This window comes from Halorubrum cibi (assembly GCF_900182635.1).
Taxonomy (GTDB): Archaea; Halobacteriota; Halobacteria; order Halobacteriales; family Haloferacaceae; genus Halorubrum; species Halorubrum cibi.
In genome coordinates this window covers 1-15,015 of sequence record NZ_FXTD01000001.1, presented here as the reverse complement: position 1 = coordinate 15,015, position 15,015 = coordinate 1, and the positions used below count along the sequence as shown (strand labels likewise).

The window sequence follows — 15,015 nt, the reverse complement described above, 5'->3', positions numbered from 1 at the left end:
AGGAATCGCCGAAACTCCCGAGAAAACCGGCTTCGCCTACTCGCCTTTCATCTCCTGGAACTTGTCGAGGAGTGCCTCCGCGGAGTCGCCGGAGTCGTACGTGAGCGAACCCGAATACTCCGGCCGCTCGGCGTCGAAATCGGCATCGACGGCACTCGTCTTCTGCTCACGACGCTCGTGTTCCGCTTCGTCATAGGCACCCATTGACATGGTACAGCTTCACTTAGCAACTCTCATACATATACCTGTCGGCGAATTCGCGTACGTTTCTCATCCGTGATATCTTCGCGATCGGCTCACCGGAAGCCCTTAGCCGAGCCGCGCGGTAGCGGACGCGTGGCACAACCGCTCCGATTCAGGCGCGCTCCCGGTCGGTGGGACGGGAACCGGGCCCGCTCGCGGATCGAACGCCCGCTCGACGAGAACCTCGGCGCGACCGCGAGCGACCCGTGGTTCAAGTCGCCCGCTCGGTACGAGGCGCGGCGGTTCGACATGGACGACGGCTCGTGGGCGCTGTTCTGTTGGACCGACGACGACGCCGACCCGCCGTCGGGCGCGAGCGGCGGCCCCGTCGGCTACTGGCTCGGCAACACGGAGACGCCGAGCGACCTCTGGCGCACGGAGAAGTACGGCTTCGGGGAGGTACCCTACCCCGTCTCGCGGTGGGCACAGCGGGAACTGCTCGCCGGCCTTCACGACGACGAGCCGTGGCTCGCCGACTATCCGCACGTCTCGTGGTTCTTCCTCCCGGTGTTCTGCTCGAAGGACGGCGCGGAGACGACCAGGGCGTTCTTCCGTGACCACGCCGCCGGCTTCCCCGACGCGACCCGCGAGGAGGGTACCGGCTACGTCGAACGGCTCCTGCGCCCCGGCATCCTCGACGAGTACCGCGAGACGATGGCGGGCAAACTCGGCACCTCCACCTCGATGGACCTCGTCCGGATGAGCGCGACCGTCGCGGAGTTCACGGCCGCGAAGCTCATCTCGGATTCGGGGTACGCGTTGACCCCCGAGATAGAGGTAACGACCGGCCACTCGCTCGACTTCCGCGCGACCGACCCCGACACGGGGACCGGCTCGCTCGTCGAGGTCACCCGGCCGCAGCCGGTCGCGACTCGGTCGGCGTCCGGACCGGTCGCCGCCGTCCGCGACACCGTGGAGACGAAGACCAGCGGCCAGCTGGAGGCGCACGGCGGCGGGGCGACCCTGTTCGTCGACTGCTCGTCGTTCCCCGACGACGACTGGGCCGCGGTCCGCGACGCGCAGCCGGACGTGCGCCACCGGCCCGCGGTCGTCCTCCGCGCCCGCCCGAGCGGCCGGATCGAGGCCTACCGGAAGGGGTCGGTGCCGATCGACCTCTCACCGGCCGTCGAGTGGATCGACTGAACTCCACCTTTTTCTCGTCGGGTACCCTTCCACCTTTTTCTCGTTGGGTACCCGGCGCTCACTGCGTTCGCTTCGGGAACCGCTCCTCGAAAAACCTGGAGGGAAAAAGCCGACTCCGCCGTCTTCGACGGCTCCGTCGGTGAACCGCTCGCTCCGCTCGCGGATGCTCGATCCCTACTGTTCAATACAGGTGAAGGAACGAGCGATCGCCGATGCGGTGGCGTCGCCGGCGGCTCTGCCGCCGGCTTCAAGCGAGAGCTTCGCTCTCGCCCTGCGCCGGTGAGTGGTCGCCTATGGCGACCACGAACCGCCCGCGAGGGACGCGGCGACCGAAGCGAAGCGGAGGAAGCCGCGAGGCTGGGGAGGCGTGAGGTGCTGGGCGGTTGCGGTCGGGTGGGACTCAAAGGGGCAGCCGCGAGGAGGCCGTAGGCGACGTAAGCACCGGAGGGAGCAAGTGTAACGAGCGACCGAGGAGCTCAGCGAGCGTACGGCCTCCTCGCGGCTGGGGCTTTGGAGACGTTCACCGCGACAGCAACGCTCTCATTCTATCTATCCGATTCTCTCATGAAACACCCGCTCTATAAGCACGCCCGTTCTACCGGGCGTTTCATCCGTAATCGGATTCGAAAATAGAACGTCAGCGGACGCGATCGGGTGGCTCCGCTGGACTCGGTTCACTCGACCGTCGGTGACGGTACTGCGGCTCGCCGTGAAGCGTCGCGAAAAACGAACCGATACGGCCGTCGCGGCCTCAGAATGAGACCGGCTGCGGGCCGTTCTCCCCGTCCGTCGTCGGGTCGCGGTCCGAGTAGAACCGTCGGCCGACGCCGCGGTGACAGACGCCGGCCCGCAGCGTGTCGAAGACCTCCTCGGGCGCGTCGAACGTCTGATCGCCGAACCGCTCGAGCACGTCCCCGATCCGCTCCGAGCCGTCGGCGAGCTCTACGGTGGCGTTTCCGTGAGCCGCGATCAGCTCTTCGGAGGTAGTCGGGAACTGGTGCCGTTCGATCCGGTCGTCGACGCCGTTCAAGCGCATCAATTACGCCGAATCGCCGGAGGTTCTTAATGATTGTCCATGATCAACCTTAGTCGGATGTTACTTCCTTATACGTCATAATACCGCGTGCGACACACGTCATGAATTCGCACGACTGCGCCCGATTCGGTTCCGCCGTTGCTTAGTGGACCCGGCGAGAATCGGCGGTATGACCGCCGAAACATCCGGCTCCGTGACCAACGGCGATCTCGTCGCCGACCTCCACACCCACACCACCGTCTCCGACGGGACGCTGACCATCGACGAGGTCCCGGCGGCCGCCCGCGAGGCCGGACTCGACTGGGTCGCGGTCACCGATCACGACCGGATCCACCCCGGCATCGACGCGCCCGTGGTCGAGCGCGACGGGATCCGGATCGTTCGGGGGATCGAGCTCCGCGTCGACGCCGGCTTCGAGCGGCTCGACCTGCTGGGGTACGCCGTCGAGCACACCGACGCGCTCGACGCCGAGACCGACCGGCTCCAGCGGGATCGGAGGGAGCGCGGCGCGGCGATCCTCCGGCGCGTCGAAGAGCGGCTCGGCGTCGACCTCGACGTGGAGCCCCGCCCCGGCCTCGGCCGGCCGCACATCGCCCGCGCGATCGAGGCGTCGGCCGCGCCGTACGACTACGGCGAGGCCTTCGACGAGCTGATCGGCAACGACGGCCCGTGTTACGTCGCCCGCGACGTGACCGGTCTCGACCGGGGCGTCGAACTGCTCCGGGAGGCGTGCGCGCTCGTCGGGCTCGCGCACCCGTTCCGCTACGAGGACGTCGACGCCGCGCTCGAGATCGCCCGCGATCTCGACGCGATCGAACGCTTCTACCCCTACGGTCGACCGGTCGACGCCGACCGAATCGACGCGGTCGTCGACGACGCGGACCTGCTTGCGACGGGTGGGAGCGATGCTCACGAGCGGACTCTGGGCGCGGCCGGACTCGCCCCCCCGGCGTTCGCGCCGGTTCGCGAGCGACTGCCGGACCCCCGCTGAGCGGCCTTCGGGCTCCCGCGAGAAGCGGGAGACTTCGACCGAGGAACAAGGTTAACTCTCGGCGCGACCGAGGGATCGACATGCGGTGTCACTACTGCGACCGCGAGGCCGCCTACGAGGCCGAACAGGCCGGCGTCGTCGTGGGGCTCTGCGCCGAGCACTTCCGCGATCGCGTCGAGGAACTGGCCGACGACGAGGGGCTGGCGGCGCTCTCGGACCGACTCGACGTCGAATCTCGAGAGAGCGAGTGACGCGTCCACAGACCGGCTTTTTCGATCCGGTCGTGCGCGAACGAACGCTAAAAGACGGTCCGCGACCAACCCGCCAGTATGTATCCCACCGACCGCCCGCGACGGCTCCGTTCAGACGGGATCCGCCCGCTCGTCAGCGAGTCGTCGCTGTCGGCGTCCGACCTCGTCGCGCCCGTCTTCGTCGACGCGACGACTGACGAGCGCGTGCCGATCGAGTCGATGCCGGGCCACGAGCGCGTCCCCGTCGAGGAGGCGGTCGCGCGCGTCGAGGAGGTCCGCGATACGGGAGTGGAGGCGGTCATCCTCTTCGGGATCCCCGAGACCAAGGACCCCGAAGGCACCCGCGCGTACGCCGCCGACGGCGTCGTTCAGCGAGCGATCCGCCGGATCTCGGAGTCGACCGACGCGTACGTGATCGGCGACGTCTGCCTGTGTGAGTACACCGACCACGGCCACTGCGGCGTGATCGAGGAGGATGCCGAGACCGACCCGACGCTGACGGTGCGGAACGACGAGACGCTGGAACTGCTCGCCGAGACCGCGGTGTCGCAGGCCGACGCCGGCGCGGACATGGTCGCACCCTCGGCGATGGCGGACGGACAGGTGGGGGCGATCCGCTCGGCGCTCGACGACGCGGGTCACGAGGACGTGGCGCTCATGAGCTACGCCGCGAAGTACGAGTCGGCCTTCTACGGGCCGTTCCGCGACGCCGCCGACGGCGCGCCCGCCTTCGGCGACCGCCGGCACTACCAGATGGACCCCGCCAACCGCCGGGAGGCGCTCCGGGAGGCCCGACTCGACGCCGAGGCGGGCGCGGACGTGCTGATGGTGAAGCCCGGGCTCCCGTACCTCGACGTCGTCTCGGACCTCCGCCGGGAGTTCGACCGGCCGATCGCCGCCTACAACGTCTCCGGCGAGTACGCCATGCTCCACGCCGCCGCCGAGAAGGGGTGGCTCGATCTGGAGGCGGTCGCCTACGAGTCGCTCCTCTCGCTCAAGCGCGCCGGCGCGGACCTGATCGTGACCTACTTCGCGGAGGACCTCGCCGACCGGCTGTAAGCGGCCCGTCGGTCGCGACGGTCTCGTCGATCGATCCCGTCACTCGTCGCGTCCGAGCCGGAACCGCGTCGTCGCTCTCCCCTCGAAGCGCGGTCCCGATCCCGCGGCCGCGAACCCGGCGGCCTCGAGGGCGTCGGCACGGCGCTCCTCGCCGTCGACGACGACCGCCTCCACGTCCATCCCCTCGCGTCTCGCGAACCGCTTCGGCTCCTCGATCAGCCGCTCGAGCGCCGGACGCGTCCCGGCGAGGTCGGTCACGTGGACGGTCCCCGCGCGGACGTCGAACGCGACGAAGCCGTCGATCTCGTCCCCGTCGCGATCGTCGATCGCGACCCTGACGGTTCGGTCGTGTACGGTGTCCACGAGCACGTCCGCCGGTCGGTCGGTCGCGTCGGCGAGCGCCTCGGCGTCCGACTCGAGCGCGTCACGGATCCGCATACCCGTCGTCTCTCGGCCGGCCGGTTAAGTCCGCGGGCGGACGCCTCCCCGAACGCCCCCCGCCGCACTACCTCACGGAGCGCTCGCCGCGGTCGCCGACCGAATGAATTTAACACGCCGGCGCGCACGTCTCCACCATGAGCAAATCCACCAAGATCGTCCTCGGCACGGTCGGGATCTCCGCCGCGCTCGCGGTGCTTATCATCCTCTCGTACGTCTTCGGGACGGCCGGGTGATGTTCTCGGCTCGCGATCTCGACGCCGACCTGGCGGCGGTTCGCGACCGTCACGCGCCCGGATCGCCGGTCCTCGACGTCGACGCCGAGTTCGAGACGCTGCCGCCCGCGGCCGCGGAGGACCTCGGACTGTTCGTCGACGGGCTCGCACCGTTTTCGTGTCCCGACGACTGGCTTCCGTCGGACGCTCCGGAGACCCTCCGCCGGTACGCGGGACCGACGTTCACCGTCGGGCTTCCCGGAGCCGGGACCGCGGTCCGCACGACGCAGACGGAGCCGCAGGCGGTCCTCCTCAAGCGCCGCGCGGAGGGGACGCCCGAAGACTTCCTCGCCTTTCTGATCGCCGACCGGCTGGTTCAGGTCGGGATCGAACCGGCCGCGGGGACGGTCGCCTCGTCCGAGGAACCCGCTGACCGGCTTCCCGAGACGTTCCTCCCCTTCTTCGGGCCGCGATACCGCGACCTCGACGCGGCGGTCCGGCGACCGGATTCGGGCGCCGCGGAGGTCTTCCAGGTCGCGACCGCGCTGTACGACGCGTGGATCGGCCTCCACACCCGCGAGGTCTTCGCCGGGTGGGAGGGGGAGTCCCCCCGGCTGTACGACGCGTGGACCGACGCCGGCGAGCGGCTGGAGGGACGGCTCGCCGACCTCCCGAGGGAAGTCGCCCGCGGGGAGACCGACTTCGCGAGCGCGACCGAGTACGCCTGTTCCGCGGTTCGACACGGGCTTGACCTCCCCGCGCCGTTCGCCGCGCTGGACACCGCGGCGTACCGCGACCGAGGCGCCCCCTACGCGGTGAAGTGGGCGGAGAAGACGTTCGCGTCGATCCGCGAGGAGTAGCGGAGCAGTCGGCGGCTCAGAGGTCCACGTCGACGTCGCCGTCGCCGTCGAGCGAGATGACCCCGTCGAAGAGCTCCCGGAAGCGGTCGAGCGTCGCCACCTCGTGGACCTCCTCGGAGAGGTGGAAGATGCCGACCGCGTCGTGTGCTTTCAACAGGTCGAGGATCTCCGCCGCGGCCTCGTAGACGGCGTCGTCGTCCGCGTAGTACGCCATCTCGGTGAGCGAATCGACGGAGACGCGTCGCTTCCCCTCGGTCTCTTTCAGGAACCGCTCGACGCGGTCGACCACGCCGTCGAGGTCGTCGGGGGCGGAGACGTAGTAGACGTCGTCGGAGGAGCGCCGGGAGTACCCCCGCTCGACGGAGAGGGTGTCGAGGATCGTCGCCTTCTCCTCGTCGACGTCGTAGTACTCGAGCTTCTGTTCGACCTCGCGCGCCGTCGTCCGCGTCGAGACGACGAGGAACGCGTCGGTGTCGGTCTTCAGGAAGTCCGTGTCGATCCGGTCAGTCTCGCCGATGCTCGGGTGGACGAGCAGGAGTCCCGTCCCCCCTGGGATCGTTTCGGGTCCGTTCTCGACGGCGAGCGCGTAGTCCATACACGGGGAACCGGCCGGATCGACTTAACGGTGCGGTCCGGAACCGATCCGTCTGACCGCTCCCCGACGCGCCCGCCGCCGGACGGCTTTTCACGACCCCTCTCGTCGGTACGTCCGCATGGACGGTCACGAAAGCGCGCGGGAGATCTACCGCCAGGCGCTCCCCGTCGTGCTCGTCAGCCTCGTCGCCGGGCTGTTCGCGGGCACGATCCTCGGCTCCGAGACCATGCGTTCCGGCATCGAGAGCGTCCCCGGCATTCTGCTCCTGCTCCCGGCGTTTCTCGCGACCCGCGGCGGCGTCTACGGCTCGCTCGGAGCTCGGCTCTCGACGGGCCTCCACCAGGGGGTGATCGAACCGACGTTCGCGCTCGACCGGCGGCTCACGAACGCCATCGTCGCCTCCTTCATCAACGGGATGTCGGTCTCCGTGTTCATCGCGGTCATCACGTCCCTCACGCTGGTCCTCTCCGGCGGCCGGGGGAACCTGCTCGAGCTCGTCGGCATCATGCTCGTCGCCGGTTTCCTGTCGGCGGTTCTGATGCTCTCGGTGTTGATCACCGTCATCTTCGCCGGGTACCGGCGCGGGCTCAACCCCGACAACGTGATCGGCCCGGTCGTGACGACGCTCGGTGACGTCTTCGGCGTCTTCTTCCTGCTCGTCGGGATCTACGTCGTGGGGGTGATCACGTGAGCGACGCTCCCGAGGGACCGGGGTCGTCCGATGAACTCGCGGCCTCCGGCACCCCCGGCTATCCCGACGGGTCGACCGTCGTCGACGAGTGGTCGATCCGCCGCATCGTTCGGACGATGATCCCGCTTCTCGCGGGGCTGTCGATCCTCCAGCTGGTCTCAGGTACGGTCCTCGACAGCTTCGAGGCGACCCTGCTACAGTACCCCGCGCTCCTCGTCCTGCTCCCGGTCCAGATCGGCACGGCCGGGAACCTCGCGTCGATCACCTGCTCGCGGCTCACCACGCAGCTGTACCTCGGGACCTACGAGCCGCGGCTCTCGAACCCTGACGTCCGCGCCAACGTGACCGCCGTCTTCGCGCTCGCGGGGACCGTCTTCGGGCTCGTCGGCGTCGCGGCGTGGGCCATCGGCGTCGCGCTCGGCGGGACGCTCGCGCTCGCCCGCGTGCTCCTGATCGCGCTCGTCTCAGGGATGCTCCTCGCGGTGCTCGTCGTGGTCGCGAGCGTCGTCGCCGTCGAGGTCTCCTATCGGGCCGGGCTCAACCCCGACGACACGACGATCCCCGTCGTGACGAACGTGTGTGACGTCGCGGGCGTACTGATCCTGTTCGCGGTCGTCGCCGTCGTGGTGTGAGCGCGTCCGGTCGGGCGGCGACCTCGGGTCAGAACACGCTGTCGGCGGTCGCGGCCCCGACGACGCTGAAGACCGCGCCGACGGAGACCGCCTTGGCGGTCGTCACCCACAGATCCGTCCCCGTAACGCCCCGCTCGATGAGGAACGTGTCGGGCGCGTCGAAGAGGACGGCGAGCACGATCACCGACCCGAACGAGACGGTCATCAACGAGAGGAACCGGATCGGGATCCCGATGACCTCGGGTTCGGACTCGGGGTCTCGTCCGGTGTCCGCGCGGTACAGCGTCGCGTACCCGATCGCGGCGACCATGACCGTCGTGAGGAGCGCCTGGAGCCCGTTCATCCCGCTCGCGAGCACCCACACCTCCTCGGTGACCACGAACGGCCCGGCCAGGAGGAACCCGCCGACCATCTGCTGGGCGGAGTCGGCGACCCGGAACCGCGGCCGTCGGAGGTTCGGGCGTTTCATACCCCGACCACCCGGCCTCGGGAGAAAAACGCGTCGCTCGCGCTGTCGCCGTTCGCGTCGGCTCCCCAGCCGCCGTCGATCCGGTTTTGTCCCCTGCGGCCGTCCTCCGCGTATGAGCGTCAGAGAGGAGTTCGACGAGTGGGCGGCCACCGGGAAGGACCGCGGGATGGAGGACCGCCACTGGCACACCGCGAAACACGTCCTCGCACGCATGCCGGTGGAGCCGGGCGACACTGTCCTCGATCTCGGAACCGGCTCCGGCTACGCGCTCCGGGCGCTCCGGGAACGCGACATCGGCCGCGGCTACGGTCTCGACGGCGCGCCGGAGATGGCCCGGAACGCCCGCGAGTACACCGACGACGACGCGGTCGGCTTCCTCGTGGGCGACTTCGACGCGCTCCCGTTCGCCGAGGACTCGGTCGATCACGTGTTCTCGATGGAGGCGTTCTACTACGCGACGAACCCGAAAAACACCCTCGAGGAGGTCCGTCGCGTGTTGAAACCCGGCGGGACGTTCTACTGTGCGGTGAACTACTTCGCCGAGAGCGAGCAGACCCACGCGTGGCAGGAGAACATCTCGATCGACATGACGCTGTGGAGCCGCGCGGAGTACCGGGAGGCGTTCCGCGAGGCCGGGCTGTACGTCGCCGAGCAGGACGCGATCCCCGACCAGGAGACCGAGATCCCGGAGAAGTCGGCGTTCCCGACGGAAAACTGGGAGAGCCGCGAGGCGATGGTCGACCGCTACCGGACGTGGGGGACGCTTCTGACGGTCGGCGTCGCGCCTTGATCCGAACGTCGGTTTCGAAGCATTGGACGGTTCCAAAGTCCCAATTGCTCGGCCATAGGTCGTTTCTGTCGCAGTGAACACCCACAAAGCCCCAGCCGCTCGGCTATACTCGGTTGCTGGCGCGACGAACACGTCCAAAGCCCCAGCCACGAGGAGGCCGGACGCTCGTTGCGCTCCTCATCGCTCGCGTTGCTCGCTCTCTGTGGTGCTTACGTCGCCTCCGGCCTCCTCGTGGCTGCCCCTTTGAGTCCCACCCGCCCAGCACCGCACCTCACGCCTCCCCAACCTCGGCGAGCCGGCCGGCACGAAACCGCACCGCAACTGCGCCGGCCGGCCCGCCTCCCTCGCGCGCGTTGCTCGCGCGCGCCAGATCAATCATCACAATCACACCGACCGCTGTTACACCGACCGCCGCGGTTCCGGCGTAACCGAGGCCGTTAAGAGGGAACCACGGGAAATCCCACCCGATAATGCCCAGCGGAGAGTACGACCCCGACACCGCCGAGCCGCACTGGCAGCGGCGATGGGTCGACGAGGAGACGTACGCGTACCCCGACGACCCCGTCGATCCGAACACCGCGTTCTCCATCGACACCCCGCCACCGACCGTCTCCGGGAGCCTCCACTGGGGCCACGTGTACGGCTCGATCCTCCAGGACGTCGTCGCCCGGTTCCACCGCATGTACGACAGCGAGGTGTTCTACCCGTTCGGATACGACGACAACGGCATCGCCTCCGAGCGGCTCACCGAGCGCGAACTCGACGTCCGCCACCAGGACTTCGAGCGCCGCGAGTTCCAGCGAAAGTGCCGGGAGGTGTGCCTGGAGTACGAGGAGGAGTTCACCGAGAAGATGCAGGGGGTCGGCCTCTCCATCGACTGGAACAACACCTATCGCACCATCTCTCCCGAGGTCCAGCGCGTCTCCCAGCTCTCCTTCATCGACCTCTACGAGAAGGGTCGCGAGTACCGCCAGGAGGCCCCGGCGATCTGGTGTCCCGAGTGCGAGACCGCCATCTCGCAGGTCGAGACCGAGGACGACGAGCGCGACTCGCACTTCCACGACATCGAGTTCGGGGTCGCCGGAAGCGCGGACGCCTTCACCATCTCCACCACGCGACCCGAACTGCTCCCCGCCTGCGTCGCCGTCTTCGTCCATCCCGACGACGAGGGGAACCAGGACCTCGTCGGTCGCGAGGCGGAGGTCCCGCTGTTCGGCCACGAGGTCCCGATCATCGCCGACGACCGCGTCGACATGGAGACGGGCTCAGGTATCGTGATGTGTTGTACCTTCGGCGACCAGAACGACATCGAGTGGTACCAGGCGCACGACTTGGACCTCCGGGTCGCCATCGACGAGTCCGCCCACATGACCGACGTGGCGGGCGAGTACGAGGGGCTCCACTCCTCGGAGGCCCGCGAGGCGATCGTTTCCGACCTCGAGGAGGCCGGCGCGCTCCTCGACCGCTGGGAGATCACCCACACCGTCAACGTCCACGAGCGCTGTGAGACGAGCGTCGAGTTCCTCGTCACCGAGCAGTGGTACATCGAGGTGCTCGACAAGCGCGAGGAGTACCTCCAGGCGGGCCGCGAGATGGAGTGGTTCCCCGAGAAGATGTTCACGCGGTATCAACACTGGGTCGAGGGACTCCAGTGGGACTGGCTCATCTCCCGCCAGCGCTCCTCGGGGATCCCGTTCCCCGTCTGGTACTGCGCCGACTGTGACCACGAGATCGTCGCCGAGAAGGCCGATCTCCCCGTCGACCCGCTCTCCGACGACCCGCCAGTCGACGCCTGTCCGGAGTGTGGCCACGGGGAGTTCATCGCCGAAGACGACGTCCTCGACACGTGGGCGACCTCCTCTCTCACCCCACTGATCAACGCCGGCTGGGACTACGACGAGGCGGCCGGCGAGTTCGGCATGGAACGCCCGGAGATCTACCCGATGGACGTCCGACCGCAGGGCCACGACATCATCTCCTTCTGGCTGTTCCACACCGTGATCAAGTGTTACGAGCACACCGGCGAGGTGCCGTTCGAATCGACGATGATCAACGGGATGGTGCTCGACGAGAACCGCGAGAAGATGTCGAAATCGAAGGGGAACGTCGTCGACCCCGACGCGGTGTTGGAGGAGTACCCCGTCGACGCCGCCCGGTACTGGGCGTCCGGCTCCGCGATCGGCGACGACCTCCCCTACCAGGAGAAGGGACTCCGCGCGGGCGAGAAGCTCATCCGGAAGCTGTGGAACGCCTCGAAGCTGGTCGAGTCGCTCGCGCCCGAGCCGTACCCCGACGAGCCCGAGGGCGGCCTCCGCGAGATCGACCGCTGGCTGCTCGCGGAGCTCGACCGCGAGATCGAGACGCTCACGGGGCGGCTGGAGAACCGCGAGTTCTCGAAGGCTCGCGACGGGCTCCGGAGCTTCTTCTGGAACACGTTCTGTGACGACTACCTCGAGATCGCCAAACAGCGCGAGGACGCCTCGGCCGCGTACACCCTCCGGACCGCCCACCGCCGGTTCCTGAAGCTGTTCGCGCCCGTGCTCGCGCACGTCACGGAGGAGCTGTGGCAGGACATGTACGCGGACGCCGCCGAGGGGAACGCCACGAGCGAGGGCGCGACCGACTCGGTACACCTCGCCGACTGGCCCGTGCCGCTCGGGCTCGATGCCGACGCCGACGCGGGCCGCGCCGCGATGGCGGTCGTGGGCGCGCTCCGCCGGTACAAAAGCGAGAACCAGCTCCCGCTCAACGCCGACCTCGACGCGGTCGAGGTGTACGCCGACGTCCGCGGGTTCGAGGACGACGTCACCGGTGTGATGCACGTCGAGGATCTGGAGGTCCACCCGGACGCCGAGGCGCCCGTCGAGACGGTGGTCACGGGGATCGACCTCGATTACGCCACGGTCGGGCCGAAATACGGCGACCGCGTCGGCGACATCGACGCCGCGCTCGCGGACGGCGACTACGAGATCGACGGCGACGAGCTCCACGTCGCGGGCGTAACGCTGGAGGACGGGGAGTTCTCGATCGAGGAGGAAAGGCAGTACGCCGGCGAGGGCGACCTGCTCGACGCCGAGGACGTCGTCGTCATCGTCCGGAACGCGGTCGAGGCCTGATCGCCGGCTCCGCCCCGATCACTCGAGGTCCGCGCCGACCGCGTCCTCGACGGTCTCGAACCCGTCGCGGTCGAGCAGGTCGAGCAGTTCCCGATTGATCGCACGAGCGAGCCTCGGACCCTCGTAGACGAGGGCGGTGTACAGCTGGACCACCGACGCCCCGGCACGGATCTTCTCGTAGGCGCCCGCCGCGTCGGAGACGCCGCCGACGCCGACGACCGGCACGTCGGTCTGCTCCGCGACGAACCGGACCAGATCGGTGGAGACGTCCTCGATCGGCTTCCCCGAGAGTCCACCTCGTTCCGCGCGGTTCGGGCTCTCGAGCGTGTCCGGACGCGAGACGGTCGTGTTCGTCGCGATCACGCCGTCGAGGTCGAGGTCGTCGACGACGGCGAGCGCGTCCGCGATCGCTTCCCGCGGGAGATCGGGCGAGAGCTTGACCAGAAGCGGAGACGCGCCCGCCTCCGAGAGCGTTTCGAGTATCTCCTCGAGCGCCTCGCGGTTCTGTAGCTCGCGGAGGCCGGGCGTGTTGGGACTGGAGACGTTGACGACGAAGTAGTCGCCCGCACCGGCGACGCGCTCGTAGGTGTACAGGTAGTCGTCGGCCGCCTCAGAGAGCGGCGTCGACTTCGACTTCCCGATGTTGATACCGACCGGCACGTCCGGCATCGGCTCCCGGTCGAGGCGGTCGCCGACGGCGTCCGCGCCCTCGTTGTTGAACCCCATCCGGTTGATCAACGCGCCGTCCTCGCGGAGCCGGAACAGCCGCGGTCGGGGGTTCCCCGGTTGGCCCTCGGCGGTCACCCCGCCCACCTCGACGTGGCCGAACCCGAGCGCGGCGAGCGCCCGCGGCACCTCGGCGTTCTTGTCGAACCCGGCGGCCACGCCGATCGGATTCGGGAACGAGAGGTCGAAGGCGTTCACCCGCAACCGCTCGTTCTCTACCGTGTATCGTTCTCGGATGACCGACTCCATCGGAGTGCCCTGTACCTCTCGGAGGAGGCGGTGTCCCGCGGTGTGTGCCGTCTCGGCCGGCAGCGCGAACAACGCCGGCTTCACGAGGTCGTAGAGACCCATCGATCGGTTCTCGTCGTCGTCCGGTATCAATCCGCCGACCCGCCGATATCGCAGCCGCGGAGGTGTTCGATCCGAGCGCGGCAAGGAGATCCCCGGAAGCGGCGGCGGATCGCGATGGTCTCAGAAGTCGTGTTCGAGCTGTTCGGGGTCGGAGTCGGCCTTCTGAATGATGATCTTCCCGTCGCGGACGCGAACGAACACCTCGTCCCCGATCTCCATTCCGGCGACGGCGAGCTCGTCCTCGTGGAGGTTCACGTGAACGTTGTGGTACTCCCCGTCGTCGTCTTTGGCGCCACTCGGACTGAGCTTCTTTTTGCGAACCATCGCGGATGTATGGCTCGCACTTCGCCACAGGAGACATATAAGTGTTGTTTACCAGAATTGATGCGAGAACGCTCCTCCTCCGGAAGCGACCACCGGGAGCGCGCATGAGGGATCGCACGTCCGGTTTCCGGTGTTCGGTAGATGCTGCCCGTCCCGAGCGGCCGATCGTCGACTCCGTCTCGAAATCGCCAGCCCACCCGGACGTAGTTATAAATGACGTGCCGATCAGCTTTCATTTCGCCGATATATTTATTACGGGCTGTGTGTTGAGTTGACACGGAGGTAAAACCATGGTACGTGAAGACGGTAAGCGAAATTTCGCTCTCCGAGAGGAGGACGGGTCGGAACCGAGCGAGTTCTCCGGGAACATGCCGAGACAGGCCGCGCTCAAGGCAGCTCGAACCCTTGATCCCGGCCCCTCAGAGGAAGAGGCGGAACGAATCACGCTCAGACTTCGTGAGAAGGGGACGAAGAAGGTCCACGAGTATGAGGGGTGGGCGTGGAAGGACAGCGCTCCCGAGGTCGACGACGCCGACGAGGACTTCTGGCTCAACGACCTCGACGACATCACGAAGGCGAACGTCTCGAAACAGGGTATCGAGTACCTCGACGAGGAGTAGCTCGTCCACCCGTCCGCTCCCGTCGATCCGTGTTTCTTTCACCTCGACCGGCCAGCCACGCGTCGGGGGAGCCCTCACCCGAGCCGTCTTTCGCGCCATGAAACCGCATGACGTGGCGGGTTCGGTTCGACGGGGTTAAGTGTACACCGCGATTCGAATGGAATGCGAAGGCCCCCGCGGTGGGGGTAGCGGCCGGCCGCTTCGGCGGCCGGTCGACGCGTTCCGACGGGGTTAAATGTATACCCCGATTCGAATGGAATGCGAAGAACGCATCGCGAACTCGGGCCGTTCAACTCGGCCCGGTTTCGCAGGACCGACGGAGTCCGATGGGTTTATGACCCATGCTGGACAACACTCAGGTCCGCGAAGGATGAGGATTTCGCCCCCTGCGCTCCGGCGTAAGAGGAGATCTGATGTGAGCCGTGGACGTTCGGTGTCATCCGGGTCGCCGGTGAGACCGGACTC

General features: G+C 68.0%; 18 protein-coding genes. 11 read left to right on the top strand and 7 right to left on the bottom strand.

Annotated elements, in window-relative coordinates; translation table 11 throughout:
* Positions 1-36 precede the first annotated feature (36 nt).
* Complete coding sequence (locus FN829_RS15740) at positions 37-204, bottom strand: DUF5786 family protein (RefSeq protein WP_221929814.1); 168 nt, start codon at positions 202-204, stop codon at positions 37-39.
* A gap of 132 nt (positions 205-336) precedes the next feature.
* On the opposite strand from FN829_RS15740, the gene FN829_RS00080 reads away from it, so the two are divergent.
* The gene (locus FN829_RS00080) at positions 337-1,386 is read left to right on the top strand and encodes a DUF5784 family protein (protein WP_142473253.1); all 1,050 of its coding nucleotides are present in this window, start codon (positions 337-339) and stop codon (positions 1,384-1,386) included.
* A 751-nt stretch (positions 1,387-2,137) separates the two neighbouring features.
* Here FN829_RS00080 and FN829_RS00075 read toward each other — a convergent pair.
* Positions 2,138-2,422, bottom strand: coding sequence for a DUF5789 family protein (locus tag FN829_RS00075; protein ID WP_066412806.1), 285 nt, complete (start codon positions 2,420-2,422; stop codon positions 2,138-2,140).
* Between the two features lie 169 nt (positions 2,423-2,591).
* Here FN829_RS00075 and FN829_RS00070 point away from each other — a divergent pair, with 169 nt between their 5' ends.
* The 3 genes from FN829_RS00070 (at position 2,592) to hemB (ending at position 4,723) form a co-directional block, all read left to right on the top strand.
* Positions 2,592-3,413, top strand: coding sequence for a PHP domain-containing protein (locus FN829_RS00070; protein WP_142473252.1), 822 nt, complete (start codon positions 2,592-2,594; stop codon positions 3,411-3,413).
* 80 nt (positions 3,414-3,493) lie between these two features.
* Entirely contained in the window at positions 3,494-3,664 is a 171-nt protein-coding gene (locus tag FN829_RS15735) for a DUF6757 family protein (RefSeq protein WP_185955646.1), read from the top strand.
* A 78-nt stretch (positions 3,665-3,742) separates the two neighbouring features.
* Complete coding sequence (gene hemB / locus FN829_RS00065) at positions 3,743-4,723, top strand: porphobilinogen synthase (RefSeq protein WP_142473251.1); 981 nt, start codon at positions 3,743-3,745, stop codon at positions 4,721-4,723.
* A 39-nt stretch (positions 4,724-4,762) separates the two neighbouring features.
* Here the strand turns inward: hemB and FN829_RS00060 are convergent, their stop codons facing one another.
* Positions 4,763-5,161 (bottom strand): hypothetical protein, encoded by a 399-nt coding sequence (locus FN829_RS00060; RefSeq protein WP_142473250.1) that lies wholly within the window; start codon positions 5,159-5,161, stop codon positions 4,763-4,765.
* 137 nt (positions 5,162-5,298) lie between these two features.
* Here FN829_RS00060 and FN829_RS16500 point away from each other — a divergent pair, with 137 nt between their 5' ends.
* Positions 5,299-5,397 (top strand): hypothetical protein, encoded by a 99-nt coding sequence (locus tag FN829_RS16500; protein WP_425498812.1) that lies wholly within the window; start codon positions 5,299-5,301, stop codon positions 5,395-5,397.
* Entirely contained in the window at positions 5,397-6,236 is an 840-nt protein-coding gene (locus FN829_RS00055) for a DUF7089 family protein (protein ID WP_142473249.1), read from the top strand. The genes FN829_RS16500 and FN829_RS00055 overlap by 1 nt, the downstream gene beginning before the upstream one ends.
* 16 nt (positions 6,237-6,252) lie before the next feature.
* Here FN829_RS00055 and FN829_RS00050 read toward each other — a convergent pair whose 3' ends face one another.
* Positions 6,253-6,831, bottom strand: coding sequence for a DUF7090 family protein (locus FN829_RS00050; protein WP_142473248.1), 579 nt, complete (start codon positions 6,829-6,831; stop codon positions 6,253-6,255).
* 118 nt (positions 6,832-6,949) lie between these two features.
* Here FN829_RS00050 and FN829_RS00045 point away from each other — a divergent pair, with 118 nt between their 5' ends.
* Both FN829_RS00045 and FN829_RS00040 read left to right on the top strand, forming a co-directional pair.
* Complete coding sequence (locus tag FN829_RS00045; RefSeq protein ID WP_142473247.1) at positions 6,950-7,522, top strand: magnesium transporter; 573 nt, start codon at positions 6,950-6,952, stop codon at positions 7,520-7,522.
* 116 nt (positions 7,523-7,638) lie between these two features.
* The gene (locus FN829_RS00040; protein WP_142985425.1) at positions 7,639-8,154 is read left to right on the top strand and encodes a magnesium transporter; all 516 of its coding nucleotides are present in this window, start codon (positions 7,639-7,641) and stop codon (positions 8,152-8,154) included.
* Positions 8,155-8,182: 28 nt separating this feature from the next.
* Here FN829_RS00040 and FN829_RS00035 read toward each other — a convergent pair whose 3' ends face one another.
* Positions 8,183-8,623, bottom strand: a complete 441-nt coding sequence (locus tag FN829_RS00035) for a DUF2391 domain-containing protein (protein ID WP_142473246.1) — start codon at positions 8,621-8,623, stop codon at positions 8,183-8,185.
* Between the two features lie 112 nt (positions 8,624-8,735).
* On the opposite strand from FN829_RS00035, the gene FN829_RS00030 reads away from it, so the two are divergent.
* Together FN829_RS00030 and FN829_RS00025 are read left to right on the top strand one after the other, a co-directional pair.
* Entirely contained in the window at positions 8,736-9,413 is a 678-nt protein-coding gene (locus FN829_RS00030) for a class I SAM-dependent methyltransferase (RefSeq protein ID WP_142473245.1), read from the top strand.
* A 470-nt stretch (positions 9,414-9,883) separates the two neighbouring features.
* Positions 9,884-12,529, top strand: coding sequence for a valine--tRNA ligase (locus FN829_RS00025; protein ID WP_142473244.1), 2,646 nt, complete (start codon positions 9,884-9,886; stop codon positions 12,527-12,529).
* 18 nt (positions 12,530-12,547) lie between these two features.
* Here the strand turns inward: FN829_RS00025 and FN829_RS00020 are convergent, their stop codons facing one another.
* On the bottom strand, positions 12,548-13,606 hold the full coding sequence (locus tag FN829_RS00020) for a quinone-dependent dihydroorotate dehydrogenase (RefSeq protein WP_142473243.1): 1,059 nt from the start codon (positions 13,604-13,606) through the stop codon (positions 12,548-12,550).
* A 120-nt stretch (positions 13,607-13,726) separates the two neighbouring features.
* Positions 13,727-13,930, bottom strand: a complete 204-nt coding sequence (locus tag FN829_RS00015; RefSeq protein ID WP_008001971.1) for an AbrB/MazE/SpoVT family DNA-binding domain-containing protein — start codon at positions 13,928-13,930, stop codon at positions 13,727-13,729.
* A 290-nt stretch (positions 13,931-14,220) separates the two neighbouring features.
* Between FN829_RS00015 and FN829_RS00010 the strand changes: the two genes are divergently transcribed.
* On the top strand, positions 14,221-14,550 hold the full coding sequence (locus tag FN829_RS00010; protein WP_142473242.1) for a non-histone chromosomal MC1 family protein: 330 nt from the start codon (positions 14,221-14,223) through the stop codon (positions 14,548-14,550).
* The last annotated feature ends 465 nt before the right edge of the window (positions 14,551-15,015 follow it).